We start from the raw sequence: 16,179 nt of genomic DNA, 5'->3' as shown, positions 1-16,179 counted from the left end.
TCAAGGAGCCGACATGTCGACACTGACAGAAACCCGCATCGACGGTGCATTGGTCTACGACGGCCACTTCCTCAAAGTCCAACGCGACACCATAGAACTCCCCGACGGCAAACGCACCGGCCGCGAATACATCCTGCATCCCGGAGCGGTCGTGATTTTGCCGCTGCTCGACGACGGCAAGGTGCTGCTCGAGCGCCAGTACCGCTATCCGCTGCACGACGTGTTCATCGAATTCCCGGCCGGGAAAATCGATCCGGGCGAAGATCCGCTGGCCAGCGCCAAACGCGAGCTGGAAGAAGAAACCGGCTACACCGCCACCGACTGGCAGTTCGTCAGCAAGATCCACAACGCCATCGCCTATTCGGACGAACATCTGGACCTGTATCTGGCGCGCGGCTTGACGCTGGGCGAGCAAAAGCTGGATGACGGCGAGTTCCTCGAACTGTTCACCGCAACTATCGACGAATTGCTGCAATGGGTGCGTGAAGGTAAAGTCACCGACGTCAAAACCATCATCGGCGCTTTCTGGCTCGACAAGCTGCGCGCCGGCGACTGGAAGCTGGACTAAAGACATGAAGCCGTCGGCGCTGATCCTGTTGTGCTGCGGCGCCGGCGCCGGCGCCGGCGTTACCCAGGCGGCAGAGCGCACGCCGTTCCAGATCCGCTGCGAGGACACGATCAGCAAAACCATCTCGGTGCTATCGACGAAGACCAATGGCTTCACGATCAACAACCAGCTGCCTTACCGCGCGTTGACGCTAAAAACCGGCAGCATCGACGGCCGTAGCGAAACCCTGGGCCTGACCGTCACGCGCGCGCAGTATGCCGCTACGATGGGCGGGCCGATTTTGCAGGATAAGGTCAGTGGCTACGAATGCGTGGCGCCGCGCGTGGAGATCAAATTGAACTACTCGCCGGTGCTGATTTATGTCGGCAACGAGTTCGTGCCCGGCAGCTGCGGCTACAACACGATCCTCGAGCATGAACAGCGCCACCTTAAAGCCTACATGGACAATCTGGCGCGGGTCGAAAAGGTGGTGCGCGATGCGCTGAACCGCCGCTTCGAAGGCAAGCCGTTGTACGCGCCCTCCGGCACCGCGCAATCGGCGCTGCAGCACGAGATCAACAGCCAGTGGATGCCGTTTATTCAGGCCGAATTCGACAAAGGCAAGTCGGAGCAGGCTAAAATCGATACCCCCGCCGAATACGCGCGCCTGGCCGCCACCTGCAACGGCGAGATCCGGGAAATCGTTCAGCGCAGGCGCAGAAGATAAAGAAGATGACAGCACATACTCAACCCCCGCGCTACTTTGCGCTGCTGCCCGCCGCCGGCGTCGGCGCGCGCATGGTGGCGGATGGACCGAAACAATACCTGACCGTCAGCGGCAAGCCGATGCTGCGCCACGCCGTCGACGCCTTCCGCGCCAGCGATCTGGTGGCGCACACCTACGTCGTCGTCAGCGCGGCGGACGGCCAGATCGACGCCGTGCTGCCACCGGACCTGGATGGTGTCACGGTGCTGCGCTGCGGCGGCGCCACGCGCATGGACACGGTGCTCAACGCCTTGCGCGCGCTGGACGGCGTTGTCGCGGACGCGGATCTGATCATGGTGCACGACGCAGCGCGTCCCGGCCTGACACCGGCCTTGATCGCCAAACTGATTGAAGGAGTTGGCGACTATGCCGCCGGCGGCCTGCTGGCGCTGCCCGTGGTCGACACGGTCAAGCGCAAGGCGGGCGCCGACGTCGCCACCGTGCCGCGCGACGGCCTGTGGCTGGCGCAGACGCCGCAGATGTTCAGCTACGCGCTGCTGCTGCGGGCGCTGGGCGAAGCGCCCGACGCCAACGCCATCACCGACGACGCCAGCGCCGTCGAGATGCTGGGCATGTCGCCACGCCTGATCGAAGGCCACCCACGAAATTTGAAAGTCACGCTGCCAGCCGACATCCGCATCGCCGAGATGTATCTGGCCGCCGACGAATAACCAAGGAATCTATATGAAAAAACTCCCGTTCCGCATCGGCCAGGGCTACGACTGCCATGCTTTGGTGGAAGGCCGCAAGCTGATCATCGGCGGCGTCGACATCCCGCACCACGTCGGCCTGCTGGGCCATTCGGACGCCGACGTGCTGCTGCATGCGATCACCGATTCGATCCTGGGTGCGGCCGCGCTGGGCGACATCGGCAAGCATTTTCCGGATACGGACGTGCAGTTCAAGGGCGCCGATTCGCGCACCTTGCTGAAGGAAGCCGCGCGCCGCGTGGTGGCTACCGGCTACAGCATCGGCAACGTCGATTGCACCATCATCGCCCAGCGTCCGAAGATGGCGCCGCATATCCAGTCCATGCGCGCGAACATCGCCGAAGATCTGGGCCTGGACATCAGCCAGGTCAACGTCAAGGCCAAGACCAACGAGAAGCTGGGTTATCTGGGCCGGGAAGAGGGCATCGCGGCCGAATCGATCGCGATGTTGATTGCCGCATAAGCATGCCGGGTTAGCGCGCCAGCAGTCCCGCAATGGCCTCGTCCAGTGTGACGACGCCCTTGCGCGGCGTTCCTTCAAAGGCGATCCAGCCTTCGTTGAACCCGTCCAGCATCAGCATGCGTGGAACGGGATTCTTCATACCTTGAGAAACGAATAGCTCTGCCCACGTATCGCGCGGCACTGCATGCGCTTTGACGTCGGTGCCAAGCAACCTGGCGAAGCTTGCCGCGATATCGGCTGGGCTGATGTGCCCCGGACCTTCCAGCTCCACCACGCGCAGCCCGCTCCAGGTTTGCCGCAGCAGCTCTTGCGCCACCCTCGAGATATCCGCGCAGGCGACCATCGGCACGGGGCGGTCGAGCGGTTGCAGGAAACTGGCTATGTCGCCGCTCGCACGGGCGGACGCCACGTCCCACAGGCTGTTCTCGATAAACCATGCCGCCCGCAGGAAGGCGACGGGCAAATCCAGCGCGCCCAATTCCTGTTCAGGGTAGCCGTCGGACGGATCGAAGGTCGGCGGCAGCAGTACGAATACCGCTTCCGCGCCCGTGAAGGCTTGCGTCAGCGCAGCAGCGTCATTGACGTCGGCCAGCGCCACTTCAGCGCCGCGCGCAGCCCAGGCTTCGCCTTTGGCCGCGTCGCGCACCACGGCGCGCAATGGCAACCCCGCTGCCAATAGTTGATGGCCCAGCGCCGAGCCGACCTGCCCCGTGATACCGGTGATTGCATACATGGTGTTCTCCTTTGAAAATCGATAAGGAGAATTTTGATGCAAACCGGCCCATACTCCGATAGCATGGGATGCATATCATTAATGACTGCGCGGCATATATGGTTTTTGACGAACGGGTGGTGAACGGCATGCGGGTGCTGGCCGCGATCGTGGACAGCGGCAGTTTTGTGCGCGCGGGCGAGGCGCTCGAGATGTCGCAATCGGGCGTTAGCCGTGCCATTGCGCGGCTGGAGTCGCGTCTCAATATCCGGCTGTTTGACCGCACCACGCGCAAGGTCTCGCTCACCGATGAGGGGCGCCGCTTCTACGCGCAGATCGGCCCATTGCTGGAGGGACTGGAGGAGGCGGTGGTGTCGGCGGGAGAAGGGGCGGTGGCCGTGCGCGGCAAGCTGCGTGTGAACGCCGATCCGCTGTTGGCGCGCCTGCTGCTTGGCCCGAGGCTTGGCGATTTTTTAAAGCGGCACCCGGAGCTTGAATTGGACCTTTACGCCCGTGACCAGATCGGCGACATGGTCGGCGACGGCGTCGACCTGGCCATTCGACTCGGCCAGCCCCAGACCTCGTCACTGATCGCCCGCAAGCTGATGGACACGCGCGTGCTCACCGTCGCCACGCCTGCCTACCTGCGCAAACATGGCGTGCCGAAGAAGCCGTCGGACTTGGAGAGCACGGACCATACCTGCATCCACTTCCGCAATCCGGCAACGGGCAGGCCTTTTGACTGGGAGTTTCATCGTGGAGGTAAGGTCACCCGCGTGCAGCCGCATAGCCAGGTCACCCTCAACGACGCCGGCATCATGGAGAGTGTGCTGCTGTCAGGCTACGGCCTGGCGCAGGTCATCGATATCGCCGTGGAGCCGCTGCTGCGCTTCGGCGCGCTGACGCCGGTGCTCGCGGCATGGCCGGATGAACGTTTTCCGCTGTACGCGCTGTACCCATCGCGCCAGCATCCGCCGGCCAAGACGCGGGCGTTTCTGGAGTTCTTTCAGTCGCTTTTAGCGTGATGTGGGAAGGGGCGGTGAATCCATGGTCTTACTGATCTCCTCGTAAAACAGTGTCGCATCGCTCTTCAGTACGGCAATCGCCGTCTCTCGGGATACCGTTGGATAATTGCTCAGAAAATCATCCATGGTTTTTCCTTCGAGCAGATAGTCGAACATGCGCTTGACTGGTACTAGCGTGTTTTTAAACACCGGCATCCCACCGAGAATGTCGGGTTCCATCTGTACCAAAGGTGTGATCGATTTCATGAAGGCCAGAACCTCGGGGTCATAAGGATCGCTGGATGATCTACGTGGCGGAATGATGCGACCTCTAAATCGATGAACTGGTTTTGTGAAGTACCGTGGATCATATTCTGGACAGTCTTCGTCGATTTCGATCTCGTCGTCATGGTTTGGCATCACTTCGATCCAACTGATGGGCTCGTCGTATGAAGTCTCGTTTTTCTCGGCGAGTTGCCCATCTAAAAGAGATGACTCGTATTTCATCGTTTTGCTCCGTGTATGTAATTGAAACCACGTTGCCATGCAAATAGCCCAATGCATTGTATCGACGCTCACTGTAGCTAAAACGGGTGTCTTCCGTTGTGTAGCAGTCTTCCTCCAACACAGCGGGCGCATCAGCAAAATCCAGCCCGTGCTTGTGCAAGTTGCTTTTGCGTTTGGCCTCGTCCCAAGTGTAGGTGGTCATGTTCAGTGTAGTAGCTTGAGGATATCCTTCAAGCGGCACTGAATAAAAAAAACCAGGCTGCCAGGACGTCTCTCGACATCCTGCGCCCGGCTTTCTCATCGGTCCTTCGACCGGATCAATGGTGTGTGTTTAAGGTCATGCTTGCGGAAAACGATCTGCTACCATGGCGGTTTTTCAGCAAGGATGACCATGGCGCGCGATATATATGCTTACCGGCAGGTGGCGGTGCACTCGGTGCAGCGCGGGGGCGCGGTTGAAATTCATCCGGTGCCGGGGCAGGCGTTTTCACCCGAGCTGGCGGTGCAGTGCTCGCGGCGGATCAGCGACACGTCCTTGTATCCGTTGGGGACTTGCTTTTTGCTGGATGCCAAGTTGACTGATCGTCAGGGGGGCACGCCGTATCTTTTCGCTTGGCACGGCGATGACATCAAGGTGTTGTCGGCCAAGGAGACCAAGGCCTTTTTGGCAGAGTTCAGGCGTGGCAGGATTTAGGTGGGAATGCATGCGCCGCCGACGGCGCATGCATGGCGGATTACGCGCTGCGCGCTAATCCGCCCTACGTGTTTCCTGATTTTCGCATCGGCATGTGGTCAGGGCACGGCGTGAAGTTTGCCTGACGGCTTGCCGTCGTCCTCGCCCCATTTGGCGATCACCGCCGCCATCGCCACGGCGAACACGCCGCCCACCACCATCGCGCTCGATACGCCCAGATGGTCGACCGCTACGCCGCCGACCAGCGCGCCGCTGGCCAGCGAGATCTGCGCGGTGGCGACGAACACGGCGCCGCCGCTTTCCATCGCATCCGGCGCGGCGCGGAACATCCACGTCTGCACCGAGATCGGCATCATGCCGAAGGCCAGGCCCCAGATCACGATCAGCGCCGTGGCGCCCAGCAGCGAGGTACCGATCAGCGGCAGCGCGGCTGCCGACAGACCCATCACCAGGCCGGTGACGATCATCGACATGCGCACGCTGCGCGCCACCGTCCATCCGCCGATCAGGTTGCCGACGAAGCCGGCCGCGCCATAGGTCAGCAGCAGGGCGCTGATGGTGGTCGCGTTCAGGTCGACAACCTGGCTCAGGAATGGCGTGACATAGGTGTAGGCGGCGAACTGGCCGATGAAGATCAGCAAGGTGGCCAGCATGCCGAGACGCGCCTTCTTGACGCGCAGCAGCGCCGGCAGTTGCGCGAAGGTCAGCGACTGCGTCGTCGGCAGCCGCGGCAGCAGCCACATTTGCGTCAGCAGCACCAGCACGGCGACCGCACCGGCCGCATGGAAGGCCACGCGCCAGCCGACCAGTTCACCGATCAGCGCGCCGGCCGGTACGCCCGCCACCGTGCCCAGCGAGATGCCGGCGAAGATGATCGAGGTCGCCCGCGTCGCATATTCGGGCGGCACCAGCCGGTTGCCCAGCGCACCGCCGATGGCCCAGAAGCCGCCGACGCCAATGCCGAGCAGGGCGCGGCCGATCAGAATCACGATGAACGAATCCGACAACGCCACCATCAGATTGGAAACGATCAGGGTGGCCGTCAGCCCCCAGATTACATAGCGGCGGTCGGTCTTGCCGACGCCGATGGTCACCAGAATGGCGGCAAACGCGGCCACGATGCCGGGGATGGTGACCATCATGCCGGCCATGCCTTCGGTGACCTTCAGCTCGGCGGCGATCGACGGCAGCAGGCCGACCGGCAGGAATTCCGTCGTCACGAGCGCGAACGAGCCGACGGCGACAGAGAGCACGGCCAGCCAGGCGGCGCGGGTGGGGGCGGTGGCGGCCGGCAGCGACGCCGACGCCTCGCCAGCAGGCGGCAAGGCCTGTGCGGTGGAGGTAGATTGCATGGAATAGTCCCAGGGTGAAGTAAAAATGCTTGAGTTTTTTACTGATCGGTTCATAATGACGGTTGGAGATCACGTTGTCAATATAATTTTTAACCGATCGGTATGAAAGAATCTACTGCAGCAGCCCGCAAGACGGGCCGTCCGCGCACGTTCGATGCTGAAACCGCGCTGGACAAAGCGATGAAGGTGTTCTGGGAGAAGGGTTACGAGGGTAGCTCGCTGCCGGAATTGACCGAAGCCATGGGCATGAACCGCCCCAGCTTGTACGCCGTGTTCGGCAACAAGGAAAACCTGTTCCGCCTGGCGCTGGACCGGTATGGGGCGACGCACGACCCGCTGTTCAACGCGGCGTTGAAGGAGCCGACGGCGCGCGCCGTGGTTGAGCATTTCTTGCGGGGCAATGCCGATGCGCAGACCGAGACCGACAAGCCGCACGGCTGCCTGGTGATCAACGGCGCGCTGGCGTGCAGCGACGATGCGCTGCCTATCCGTAATTCACTGATCGAGCGCCGGGCGGCGAGCGAGGAAAAGCTGCGCGAGCGTTTCGAGCGGGCCAAGGTCGATGGCGATTTGCCGGCCGACAGCTGCTCGGGGCAGATGGCGCGCTATGTGATGACGGTGTCGAACGGCATGGCAGTGCAAGCCGCCGCCGGTGCGACACGCGAACAGTTGCAGGGCGTGGTCGATCAGGTGTTGCGCGGTTGGCCGTGATGCCAGCGTTTAACCCGCACAGCGGCATACATGGGGTCGTACCCGATGGGTACGACCCCGCCTTACCGGGTTACTGATTGGCTCACTCGGCGCTGGCGTCATCGTCGTCATCGTCCGTTTCGTCCACGCCGTCCTTGACGCCGCGCACCCGCGCAGCATCGGTGTCGGCCTTGAGCCCGGCCGCGTTGCTCATGAACTGGTCGACGCTGCGGTCGGGGCTGCGTTTGACTTCCGGCGGCAACAACACCGACATGTAGAGCTCGTCCGACAAGCGGCCCGTCCCTTGCAGGTTGGCCATCAGCATCAGGCCGGCGCCGACCAGCATCATGATCGTGGCGGTGGTGGCGAACTGCCTCGTCAAATGCGGCTTGATCGTCTTCAGGTGGAAGAACAGCATGCCGCAGACGATCGCCAGGCTGACCAGGTTGCCATAGCGCGTGAACGCTTCGGCCGACCACGCATACGCCATGGTGCTGCTGGCCGCGCGCCAGATGCCCACCGCCGCCAGGCCGCTGCCCAGGATGAACAGGTGCCGGCCCATGCGCGCGTGGCTGCCGAACAGGCGGTTGGCCAGCGCCCACACGCCGCTCCACAGCAAGCCCGCGGCCAGGCTGGATGCAAGCACCAGCAGATAACGGATCAGGGCAAACGGTTCGACATCGGACAGCCACGTTTCCAGACAGCTGAAGACGGCAATCAGTACCAGGCCGATGGTGGCCGGCGTCGCGCCTTCCCAGCCGTGCATGGTGGTGTCGGCGATTTCGGCCGGCACCGGGAAGTCGGCGGCGCGGATGCGTAGGCGCGTGTGGCCGAGGCGCACGACCGTGTCGCCGCCCAGCACCACATCGGTCTGGCGTTTGCCGCGCGCGTAGGTGCCGTTCTTGCTGCCGAGGTCGCGCAACACCAGCTTTTCCCGCGCGTCATCGAGGTCGACGATGGCATGCGCGGCGGCGCTGTGGGCGTCGTCGAGGATGACGTCGTTGTCGTAGCTGCGTCCCAGGCGGATCGGCAAAGTATCGGCCTTGTGCCGGTGCAGCACGTCGCCGTTGCGGGCGAGGATTTCCACGAAGTAGGGGGCCATCATTGCGCGCCTCCCGTGACCGGCTTGGCCGGCGGCGGGGCGGGGATAGGCGCCTTGCCGGCGGCTCCGCTGGCCGGCGTCGTCGTCGACGGCTTGCCCGACGCTTTCACGGCCGGAGCGCGCGCGGGCACAGGCGCGCCCGCCGACGCCAGCGACAGCGATTCGAGGAATACGCGCGACACGCGCATGCCGTTGTCGTACGAAACGCCGCGCGCATCCAATCGGCTTTGCAGGCTCATCAACCCTTGATCGGTGGTGGCCGTCAACAGCGCGAAGTCGTACAGGCCGGCGAATTTGCGGTAGGCGCGCACGCACAGCACGGCACGCAGCGGCAGGGTCTTGTTCTTGACGAACTCTTCGGTACAGTTGGGGCCGGTCAGGCGGGTGTCCTTGTTGCTGCCGAAGTGCTCGTTCTTGAACGAGGCGCTGGCCAGCTGCGCGAAGCGCAGCTTGTCGAGGCCGGCGCTACGGATGAACTGGTGGCGGATGCTGAGCTGCCCGGTTTGCAGCGAACCGCTGACGAAGATTGCCGACTCCATCGCGCAACTGGCGTCGTCGACCGTGAACGGCTTGTCGGCCTTGACGTTGGAGCGGCCCCAGCAGCGCATCTGCTCCGATTCGCGCACCGGCACCTGGTACGGTCCCATCGGTTTCAGACTAAGCGGGCTAGACAGCAATTGATCGACCATCGCGCGCTGATGGCTGAGCAGCTGGCCGGCCACCACCGACGTGAAATCGGCCGGCGCCTTGGCTTGTTGCTCGACCTTGCGCAGCAGGTCCTGGGCGAAGCGGGCCGGCACCAGGAAGCTGACCAACTCGCCATCGAGCCGCTTGGAGACGTTGACGCCGGCCACCGAGCCGTCGACCGTCACGCTGGGGCCGCCGCTCATGCCGGAGTTGATCGGGCCGGTAAACATCAGCTGGTCGTAGAAGCTGCGGGCGATGACGCCGTTGTAGGCGCCCTCGGAAATGGCGAAGCCCAGATCGAGCGGATTGCCCATTGAGTACAAATACTGGCCCTGCGTCAGGCGCGCCAGCTGGTCCGGCATCTTGAAGAAGCCGGTGCCGTTGCGGTTGACGCGCAGCACCGCCAGATCGTGCAACACGTCGACCGCCAGCAGCTCCACATTGCCGCGCTGGCCGCTGGTGTCGACCCATTCGCCGACGTAGGTGTCCGGATCGAGCGCGAACTGCGACACCACGTGGTAGTTGGTAACGACGAGGTTGCTGGTGCCGATCAAAAAGCCCGAGCCAACGGAAGACTGCGTGCGGCCGCTTTTCAGCAGCGAGCGCACCTGCAGTATGTCGTTCTTGGCCGACGCATATAAATGCTGGGCCGCGCTCGACGGCGGCGGCAGCGGCGCGGTATCTGCCGCCGCAGTGCCGGCAGCAGACGGGGCGGCCGAATCAGGCGGGGCGGGCGGGGACGCCTGCGCGGCCGGTAGCTGCTTGCCCTTGGCCGGCGTGGTGGCGGTCGTTGCAGTGGTGGTCGCTGCCGTCGCGGTCGTGGGCGCTGCTGCGGTGGCCGCGTTGGCGGCGGCTGCCAGCGTCGGCGCAGCGGGGGGCGAGGTGGTAGAGGTAGCCAGCGCGCCAGCGCAGGCCCCGGTCAAGGCGATGGATGTGGCAAGCGCTGTGAATTTCATGCAAACCTTAGACTTATTCTATCGGCAACCTCAGAGCGCGCCATCTTCCACTGCGGCGGGCGTCAAAGGCGTCATCATATGGCCCAGCTTGGCAGCTTTGGTGTTCAGATAATGCTGGTTGAACGCATTGCGGTTGACGAGCAGTGGTACGCGCTCGGCCACCTCGATGCCAAGTTTGGTCATGGCATCAATCTTACGCGGATTATTGGTCATCAGGCGCAGGCTTTTAACGTCGAACTGGGCCAGCATCGGCTTGACCAGCCCGTAGGTGCGCTGGTCCGGTTTGAAGCCCAGTTGTTCGTTGGCCTGGACGGTGTCGGCGCCGGCCTCTTGCAGGCGATAGGCGCGGATCTTGTTGATCAGGCCGATACCGCGGCCTTCCTGGCGCAGGTACAGCAGCACGCCGCGGCCTTCGGCGGCGATCTTCTTGAGCGCGCCTTCCAGCTGGGCGCCGCAATCGCAACGTTGCGAGAACAACACGTCGCCGGTCAGGCACTCGGAGTGCACGCGCGCCAGCACCGGCTCGCCGTCGCCGATATCGCCCAGCACCATGGCCAGATGTTCCTTGCCGGTGGCCTTTTCGACAAAGGCGTGCAAGGTGAACTGTGCCCAGGGCGTCGGCAGGGCGCACGAAGTCATGTAGTCCAATTCGTCTTTTGCCGGTGTTTCCGCGCTCTGCAACATAGCTATGCTCTTCAAATATTGATGATGTAATAAAGTAAAAAAGGCGCGCCGGGCTGTTCGAACAGACCCGGCGCGCCCTTCATCATACCAAAACTGGCGAAAAATTATTTTAGGCCAGCCTTTCCCATGGGGAAGGGTTAATTTGGTAAATCAAACATCAGCACTTCGGCATCGGTTGCCTGTTCCAGCGTCACAAGGTTTTCCTCGGTCAGCTTGAGAGCGTCACCACCTTTGAGCGCGGTGCCGTTCACGGTCACGTCGCCCCGGATCACATGGACATAGGCGATGCGGCCTTTGCCCAGCTCGTGTTTCAGGTTGTCGCCGGCAGCCATGATCGTCGCATAGATCGCGGCATCCTGATGCACCAGCACCGAGCCTTCGCGGCCATCGTTCGAAGCGATCAGTCGCAGCTGGCCTTGTTTGCTCTCCGGCGTGAAGTGCTTTTCCTCGTAGCTTGGAGGAATGCCGGCCTGACCTGGCTGGATCCAGATTTGCAGGAAGTGCACCTGGTCCTTTTGCGAACCGTTGAACTCGCTGTGACGCACGCCGGTGCCGGCGCTCATGCGTTGAACGTCGCCGTAATGCAGCACCGAACCGGTACCCATGCTGTCTTTATGCTCCAGCGCGCCGCTCAGCACGTACGAAATGATCTCCATGTCGCGGTGGCCGTGGGTGCCGAAGCCCTGGCCGGCTTCGACCTGGTCTTCGTTGATCACCAGCAGCGGGCCGAAACCGACGTGTTTCGGATCATGGTAGCTGCCGAACGAGAAGCTGTGGCGGGAATTCAACCAGCCGTGATTTGCCAGACCGCGTTCTTCACTTTTACGAATTTGCAACATGATGAGCTCCGTTTCTTCGATTGTTTTCAAGGTTGTGTTCAGCTGATGTGCGATAATTTTGAAAGACATTTCGTTATCGCCGCATCCATGAATCACAGTATAGACCCCGCATTCCGGATTAAAAAACGGAAAATTTACCCATCTACTATCGAAAAAATCGAATGCTCAGATTAAGCCTCGAAGCGCTGCAAATCGTCGACGCCATCGACCGTCGCGGATCGTTCTCGGCCGCCGGCAAGGAGTTGCACCGCGTACCGTCGACCATCTCTTATACGGTCGGCAAACTGGAGGATGACCTGGGCGTCCAGGTGTTCGAGCGCAACGGCCCGCGCGTGGTCCTGACGGCGGCCGGCGTCGAACTGTTGAAAGAAGGGCGCTACCTGCTCAAGGCCGCGCAGGACCTGGAGCACCGGGTACGGCGCGTGGCGTCCGGCTGGGAGACCGAGTTGGCGGTGGGCATGGATTCGATGTTCTCGCCCTGCATGTTCTTGGAGGACATCAACGCCTTCTACGAGGTCGCCCAGCAAACCCGGCTGCGCGTGGTGAAGGAGACGTTGTCCGGCGCCTGGGAGGCGCTGCTGGACCGCCGCGCCGACCTGCTGGTGGGCGTGGCCGGCGACGGTCCGGCCGGCGGCGGCTATGTCTCCGAGCCGATCGGCAAGGTCGAGTTCGTCTTTGCGGTGGCGCCGTCGCACCCGCTGGCCGCCGTCGACGGCGCGCTCGGCCGCGTGCATTTACAACAATACCGGGCCGTCAGCGTTGCCGATTCCGCGCGCCAGCTGGCGCCGCGCACCGTCGGCCTGCTGCTGGGGCAGGATACCCTGACTGTGCCGGACATGAAAACCAAGCTGCAATTCCAGCTGGCCGGCACCGGCTTCGGTTTCCTGCCGGAGCCGTGCGCGCGCGCCGCCATCGACGCCGGCCTGCTGGTGGAAAAACAGGTGGAGGAGCCGAAGCCGGCCGAAACCTTCTACCTGGCCTGGCGCAGCGGCGAGCACGGCGCCGCGCTGAACTGGTGGATCGCCCGCATGCGCCAGCCGGGCCTGTTCGAGCGCTTGCTGCGTCATTTACCCCACCACACGCAATCCGTTTGATGCAGAACAGGAAACCGTGGGCGAAAGCGTCACTCGGCGTGACAATGTTGACCGAGGCCAACTGTTTCGGAGTACCATAGCAGCATAACTGACTGTTTTTGCTGGATCATGTATGACCGCCCTGATTGCCATCCCGCCTGTATTCCTGCACCCGCTGGCCGACCGCAACGGTCAGCCCGGCGCGCTGCTGTTTGACGCCGGCGTTTTTGAGCAACCCGATCAGTCCGACCAGCCGCCCGCGTTGCCGGATGCCATCGTCGATGTGTTGCGCGACGTGGCGGGCGGCAGCATGGGGTGTTTCTACCGCGCCGGCCTGAGCGCCGCCCTCGGCACATTGCTGGACCAGGCGGGCTGGAAAAAAATGCCCGTCGAGAAGCTGCACCGCGCCGACGCTGAACTTGGCAGCGCCTTGCCGTCCAGCGTGGCGTGGATCGAGGGCGAATGGTTCCTGGCGCCGCCGTCCAAGCCGGTGGGCAGCCAGGTCGCCTCGCGCGCGCTGGCGCTGCAACTGGTGCAACTGGTGTCGGCCGACGCCGACACCCACGAGATCGAAGCGCTGCTGCGCCAGGACCCGACCCTGTCGTATCACCTGCTGCGGCTGGTCAATTCGCTGGGCATGGGCGCCGGCCGCCGCGTCACCAGTTTTTCGCAGGCGATCCTGATCCTGGGGCGTTCGCAGCTGCGGCGCTGGCTCAACCTGATGCTGTTCTCGTCGCGCGAGGGCGACCAGCGCTCGCCGATGCTGCTGGCGCGCGTGGCGGTGCGGGCGCGTGCAATGGAATTGCTGGCGCGGGACGCCGGCCTGGGCAAGGCGCAGCAGGAGCAAGCGTTCATGGTCGGCATGTTCTCGCTGCTGGGCGTGCTGTTCGGCCTGTCGCTGCCCGAGGTGCTCAAGCCGTTGACGATGAGCGAGGCCGTGCAACAGGCGCTGCTGGCGCACGAGGGCGAGTTGGGCGAGCTGCTGGGCGTGGTGGAGGCGGCCGAACGCGACGATCACGCCGCGCTGGCCGGGCGTCTGCAAGCGCTGCAGATCGACACCGGCAATTTCAACCAGGTCGCCGCCGACGCGTATTTATGGATGCAGACGGTCGCATCCGGCAAGGCGGGCAAACCCAATGTTTGACGCGATAGAGCGTTGTCTGGCGCTGAGCCAGCGGGCCCGCGGCGAGCAGGGCGAGGCGCTGGCGCTCACGCTGGCGAGCCTGGAGGCGGCGCTGGTCGAGACGCGCGCGGCGATGGCGCCGTCGGTCGATGCCGACGACCACGCGGTGCTGGAACTGGACCTGACCGGCTACCTGACGGCCTGGAGCCCTGGCGCGGCGCAGATGTTCGGCTACAGCGCCGACGAAGCGCTGGGCCAGCACGTGCTGTTCCTGTACGCCGAGGATGACGACGACGGCGCCATCGCCGAGCTCAGCGTCGAAAACGGCGGCGAGCCGGGCGGCGAGGCCGGCGCCACCGCCGAGGTGCGCCGCCGCAAGAAAAACGGCGAGATCATCTGGGTGCGCATGCACATTTTCCTGCGCCACGACGACAGCGGCGAGCCGGTCGGCATGCTGGTGCGGCTCGCCGGGGTGGGCGAGGCGCTGTCGGCGGCCGACAAGATCACCTTGCATGCGCGCATCATCGAGGATAGCGACCAGGGCGTGCTGATCACCGATGCCAACGAGCGCATCGTCTCGATCAACTCGTCCTTCACGCGCATCACCGGCTACACGCCGGAGGAATCGATCGGCAAGACGCCGGACCTGCTGCGCTCGGGCGTGCACGACGCCGAGTTCCGCGCCAAGGTGCGCGCGGCGATGCAGGGCGCCGGCCCCTGGCGCGGCGAGATCATCGGCAAACGCAAGAACGGCGAATTGTTCCCGCAATCGGTGACGATCAGCGTGGTGCGCGACGGACGCGGCAAGATCAGCCACACGTTCTCGCTGTTCTCCGACATCAGCGAACACAAGGACGCGCAGGCGCGCATGCAGCGCATGGCCAACTACGACACGCTGACCGGCCTGCCCAACCTGTGCTTGCTGACGCAGCTGGTCGGCCAGGCGATGACCGAGAACCGCCGCTCGCAGGAGTACGGCGCCATGCTGGTGATTGAAATCACCCGCGTCGGCGCCATCAGCGACACGCTCGGCAACGACGTCGGCAACGAGCTGCTGTGCGAGATCGGGCGTCTGTTCCGCTCGGTGCTGCGCGAGGCCGACGTGCTGGCGCGGCTCGACGGCCACAAGTTCGCCGTCGCGCTGCTGCACATCGAAAAACGCGAACACGCCGCCATCGTCGCGCAAAAGCTGCTGGCGGCGCTGGCCGCGCCGATCCGTATCGACGTCCACAGCCTGCAGGTGGGCGCGCATATCGGCATCACCGTCTACACCGAGGACGGCACCGACGTGCCGACCTTGATCCGCTACGCAGACGTCGCCATGAACAAGGCGGCGCAGAACATCGAGGCCGACTTCCTGTTCTACAGCGAGGAAATGAACCAGCGCGCCAAGGAGCATTTGCGCCTTGAGAGCGAGCTGCGCCAGGCGCTCGTCAACGACGAGCTGTTGCTGTACTACCAGCCGAAGGTGAGCCTGCGCAGCGGCCGCATCGTCGGCGCCGAGGCCCTGCTGCGCTGGCGCCATCCGGTGCGCGGGCTGGTTTCGCCGGGCGTATTCATTCCGGTGGCCGAGGAGAGCGGGCTGATACTCGACCTTGGCACCTGGGTGCTGGAGCAGGCCTGCCGCCAGATCCGCGACTGGCGCGAGGACAATCTTATTATGCCGCCGGTCGCCGTCAACCTGTCGGCGCGGCAGTTCGACAGCCAGCTGCCGCAGCGCATCGCGGCGGTGCTGGAGCGCTACGGCGTGCAGCCGGACCAGATCAACCTGGAAATCACCGAGAGCCTGCTGGTGCGCGGCACCGACAACGTCATCGCCATCATGAACGAGCTGGTGGCGATGGGCATGTCGCTGGCGCTGGACGACTTCGGCACCGGCTATTCGAGCCTGGCCTACCTGAAGAAATTCCCTATCAGCACCTTGAAGATCGACCGCTCCTTCGTGGTCGGCTTGCCATATGAAGAAAACGATTGCGCCATCGCGCGCGCGATCGTGACGATGGCGCAGCAACTGCGCCAGGAAATCGTCGCCGAGGGCGTGGAAACGGTCGAGCAGATGAGTTTCCTGCGCGAGCTGGGCTGCGACCAGTTGCAGGGCTACCTGTTCAGCCAGCCGGTGCCGGCGGTGGAATTCGCCGCGATGTTACGCGAAGGCAAGCGATTGGCGTTCGGCACGCGGGCCTAGCCCACTGTCGCGCACCTGAGACACGGCGAGTTGGCACGTTTTTAATAAAGGTGCCAAAATCGGACTGCTATTTTGGCAAGCTGGC

18 protein-coding genes are annotated in these 16,179 nt (G+C 63.6%); 10 read left to right on the top strand and 8 right to left on the bottom strand.

Translation table 11 applies throughout. The annotated features are described in order from the left end of the window. Positions 1-13: 13 nt before the first annotated feature. The 4 genes from AC0IYS_RS21605 to ispF are packed head-to-tail and all read left to right on the top strand — an operon-like array spanning position 14 to position 2,486. A complete protein-coding gene (locus AC0IYS_RS21605) occupies positions 14-568 on the top strand; it encodes an NUDIX domain-containing protein (RefSeq protein ID WP_471707108.1) in 555 nt (184 codons plus the stop codon). Positions 569-572: 4 nt separating this feature from the next. Continuing rightward, positions 573-1,274: a hypothetical protein gene (locus AC0IYS_RS21600; RefSeq protein ID WP_471707107.1), complete on the top strand. Its 702-nt coding sequence runs from the start codon at positions 573-575 to the stop codon at positions 1,272-1,274. Between the two features lie 5 nt (positions 1,275-1,279). Beyond that, the gene (ispD, locus tag AC0IYS_RS21595) at positions 1,280-1,984 is read left to right on the top strand and encodes a 2-C-methyl-D-erythritol 4-phosphate cytidylyltransferase (protein ID WP_471707106.1); all 705 of its coding nucleotides are present in this window, start codon (positions 1,280-1,282) and stop codon (positions 1,982-1,984) included. Positions 1,985-1,997: 13 nt separating this feature from the next. Beyond that, positions 1,998-2,486, top strand: coding sequence for a 2-C-methyl-D-erythritol 2,4-cyclodiphosphate synthase (ispF, locus tag AC0IYS_RS21590; RefSeq protein WP_471707105.1), 489 nt, complete (start codon positions 1,998-2,000; stop codon positions 2,484-2,486). 10 nt (positions 2,487-2,496) lie between these two features. On the opposite strand, the gene AC0IYS_RS21585 is transcribed toward ispF, so the two are convergent. Beyond that, positions 2,497-3,219 carry an NmrA family NAD(P)-binding protein gene (locus AC0IYS_RS21585; RefSeq protein ID WP_471707104.1) on the bottom strand — a complete coding sequence of 241 codons (723 nt, stop codon included), beginning with the start codon at positions 3,217-3,219 and terminating at the stop codon, positions 2,497-2,499. A 98-nt stretch (positions 3,220-3,317) separates the two neighbouring features. Between AC0IYS_RS21585 and AC0IYS_RS21580 the strand changes: the two genes are divergently transcribed. After that, positions 3,318-4,223: a LysR family transcriptional regulator gene (locus tag AC0IYS_RS21580; RefSeq protein WP_471707103.1), complete on the top strand. Its 906-nt coding sequence runs from the start codon at positions 3,318-3,320 to the stop codon at positions 4,221-4,223. On the opposite strand, the gene AC0IYS_RS21575 is transcribed toward AC0IYS_RS21580, so the two are convergent. After that, on the bottom strand, positions 4,215-4,709 hold the full coding sequence (locus AC0IYS_RS21575) for a DUF433 domain-containing protein (RefSeq protein ID WP_471707102.1): 495 nt from the start codon (positions 4,707-4,709) through the stop codon (positions 4,215-4,217). The two genes, AC0IYS_RS21580 and AC0IYS_RS21575, sit on opposite strands and share 9 nt — an antisense overlap. Beyond that, positions 4,609-4,911 (bottom strand): BrnT family toxin, encoded by a 303-nt coding sequence (locus AC0IYS_RS21570; RefSeq protein WP_471708920.1) that lies wholly within the window; start codon positions 4,909-4,911, stop codon positions 4,609-4,611. Before AC0IYS_RS21570 ends, AC0IYS_RS21575 begins: the two co-directional genes overlap by 101 nt. Before the next feature lie 189 nt (positions 4,912-5,100). Here AC0IYS_RS21570 and AC0IYS_RS21565 point away from each other — a divergent pair, with 189 nt between their 5' ends. After that, positions 5,101-5,403, top strand: coding sequence for a hypothetical protein (locus tag AC0IYS_RS21565; protein WP_471707101.1), 303 nt, complete (start codon positions 5,101-5,103; stop codon positions 5,401-5,403). A gap of 98 nt (positions 5,404-5,501) precedes the next feature. Here AC0IYS_RS21565 and AC0IYS_RS21560 read toward each other — a convergent pair whose 3' ends face one another. After that, a complete protein-coding gene (locus AC0IYS_RS21560; RefSeq protein ID WP_471707100.1) occupies positions 5,502-6,755 on the bottom strand; it encodes an MFS transporter in 1,254 nt (417 codons plus the stop codon). Positions 6,756-6,857: 102 nt separating this feature from the next. Here AC0IYS_RS21560 and AC0IYS_RS21555 point away from each other — a divergent pair, with 102 nt between their 5' ends. Continuing rightward, on the top strand, positions 6,858-7,466 hold the full coding sequence (locus AC0IYS_RS21555; protein ID WP_471707099.1) for a TetR/AcrR family transcriptional regulator: 609 nt from the start codon (positions 6,858-6,860) through the stop codon (positions 7,464-7,466). Positions 7,467-7,548: 82 nt separating this feature from the next. Here AC0IYS_RS21555 and AC0IYS_RS21550 read toward each other — a convergent pair whose 3' ends face one another. The 4 genes from AC0IYS_RS21550 to AC0IYS_RS21535 form a co-directional block, all read right to left on the bottom strand. Next, positions 7,549-8,550, bottom strand: a complete 1,002-nt coding sequence (locus AC0IYS_RS21550; protein ID WP_471707098.1) for an FHA domain-containing protein — start codon at positions 8,548-8,550, stop codon at positions 7,549-7,551. Next, positions 8,547-10,190 carry a S1 family peptidase gene (locus AC0IYS_RS21545; RefSeq protein WP_471707097.1) on the bottom strand — a complete coding sequence of 548 codons (1,644 nt, stop codon included), beginning with the start codon at positions 10,188-10,190 and terminating at the stop codon, positions 8,547-8,549. The genes AC0IYS_RS21550 and AC0IYS_RS21545 overlap by 4 nt, the downstream gene beginning before the upstream one ends. A 30-nt stretch (positions 10,191-10,220) precedes the next feature. Further along, a complete protein-coding gene (gene ribA, locus AC0IYS_RS21540; protein WP_315214733.1) occupies positions 10,221-10,874 on the bottom strand; it encodes a GTP cyclohydrolase II in 654 nt (217 codons plus the stop codon). Between the two features lie 137 nt (positions 10,875-11,011). Further along, entirely contained in the window at positions 11,012-11,713 is a 702-nt protein-coding gene (locus AC0IYS_RS21535; protein ID WP_471707096.1) for a pirin family protein, read from the bottom strand. A 161-nt stretch (positions 11,714-11,874) separates the two neighbouring features. Here AC0IYS_RS21535 and AC0IYS_RS21530 point away from each other — a divergent pair, with 161 nt between their 5' ends. The 3 genes from AC0IYS_RS21530 to AC0IYS_RS21520 all read left to right on the top strand — a co-directional run bounded on the left by AC0IYS_RS21530 (position 11,875) and on the right by AC0IYS_RS21520 (position 16,094). Further along, a complete protein-coding gene (locus tag AC0IYS_RS21530) occupies positions 11,875-12,807 on the top strand; it encodes a LysR family transcriptional regulator (RefSeq protein ID WP_471707095.1) in 933 nt (310 codons plus the stop codon). A gap of 112 nt (positions 12,808-12,919) precedes the next feature. Continuing rightward, positions 12,920-13,930 (top strand): EAL and HDOD domain-containing protein, encoded by a 1,011-nt coding sequence (locus tag AC0IYS_RS21525; protein WP_471707094.1) that lies wholly within the window; start codon positions 12,920-12,922, stop codon positions 13,928-13,930. Further along, entirely contained in the window at positions 13,923-16,094 is a 2,172-nt protein-coding gene (locus AC0IYS_RS21520; protein ID WP_471707093.1) for a putative bifunctional diguanylate cyclase/phosphodiesterase, read from the top strand. The genes AC0IYS_RS21525 and AC0IYS_RS21520 overlap by 8 nt, the downstream gene beginning before the upstream one ends. The last annotated feature ends 85 nt before the right edge of the window (positions 16,095-16,179 follow it).

Source organism: Duganella sp. AC237, assembly GCF_979254035.1.
This window is presented reverse-complemented; position numbering and strand designations above follow the sequence as displayed.

Excerpts from the sequence above, each read along its gene's own strand:
- AC0IYS_RS21605 (WP_471707108.1), top strand. The coding sequence starts at position 14 with ATGTCGACACTGACAGAAACCCGCATCGACGGTGCATTGGTCTACGAC.
- AC0IYS_RS21600 (WP_471707107.1), top strand. The coding sequence starts at position 573 with ATGAAGCCGTCGGCGCTGATCCTGTTGTGCTGCGGCGCCGGCGCCGGC.
- ispD (WP_471707106.1), top strand. The coding sequence starts at position 1,280 with ATGACAGCACATACTCAACCCCCGCGCTACTTTGCGCTGCTGCCCGCC.
- ispF (WP_471707105.1), top strand. The coding sequence starts at position 1,998 with ATGAAAAAACTCCCGTTCCGCATCGGCCAGGGCTACGACTGCCATGCT.
- AC0IYS_RS21585 (WP_471707104.1), bottom strand. The coding sequence starts at position 3,219 with ATGTATGCAATCACCGGTATCACGGGGCAGGTCGGCTCGGCGCTGGGC.
- AC0IYS_RS21580 (WP_471707103.1), top strand. The coding sequence starts at position 3,318 with ATGGTTTTTGACGAACGGGTGGTGAACGGCATGCGGGTGCTGGCCGCG.
- AC0IYS_RS21575 (WP_471707102.1), bottom strand. The coding sequence starts at position 4,709 with ATGAAATACGAGTCATCTCTTTTAGATGGGCAACTCGCCGAGAAAAAC.
- AC0IYS_RS21570 (WP_471708920.1), bottom strand. The coding sequence starts at position 4,911 with ATGACCACCTACACTTGGGACGAGGCCAAACGCAAAAGCAACTTGCAC.
- AC0IYS_RS21565 (WP_471707101.1), top strand. The coding sequence starts at position 5,101 with ATGGCGCGCGATATATATGCTTACCGGCAGGTGGCGGTGCACTCGGTG.
- AC0IYS_RS21560 (WP_471707100.1), bottom strand. The coding sequence starts at position 6,755 with ATGCAATCTACCTCCACCGCACAGGCCTTGCCGCCTGCTGGCGAGGCG.
- AC0IYS_RS21555 (WP_471707099.1), top strand. The coding sequence starts at position 6,858 with ATGAAAGAATCTACTGCAGCAGCCCGCAAGACGGGCCGTCCGCGCACG.
- AC0IYS_RS21550 (WP_471707098.1), bottom strand. The coding sequence starts at position 8,550 with ATGATGGCCCCCTACTTCGTGGAAATCCTCGCCCGCAACGGCGACGTG.
- AC0IYS_RS21545 (WP_471707097.1), bottom strand. The coding sequence starts at position 10,190 with ATGAAATTCACAGCGCTTGCCACATCCATCGCCTTGACCGGGGCCTGC.
- ribA (WP_315214733.1), bottom strand. The coding sequence starts at position 10,874 with ATGTTGCAGAGCGCGGAAACACCGGCAAAAGACGAATTGGACTACATG.
- AC0IYS_RS21535 (WP_471707096.1), bottom strand. The coding sequence starts at position 11,713 with ATGTTGCAAATTCGTAAAAGTGAAGAACGCGGTCTGGCAAATCACGGC.
- AC0IYS_RS21530 (WP_471707095.1), top strand. The coding sequence starts at position 11,875 with ATGCTCAGATTAAGCCTCGAAGCGCTGCAAATCGTCGACGCCATCGAC.
- AC0IYS_RS21525 (WP_471707094.1), top strand. The coding sequence starts at position 12,920 with ATGACCGCCCTGATTGCCATCCCGCCTGTATTCCTGCACCCGCTGGCC.
- AC0IYS_RS21520 (WP_471707093.1), top strand. The coding sequence starts at position 13,923 with ATGTTTGACGCGATAGAGCGTTGTCTGGCGCTGAGCCAGCGGGCCCGC.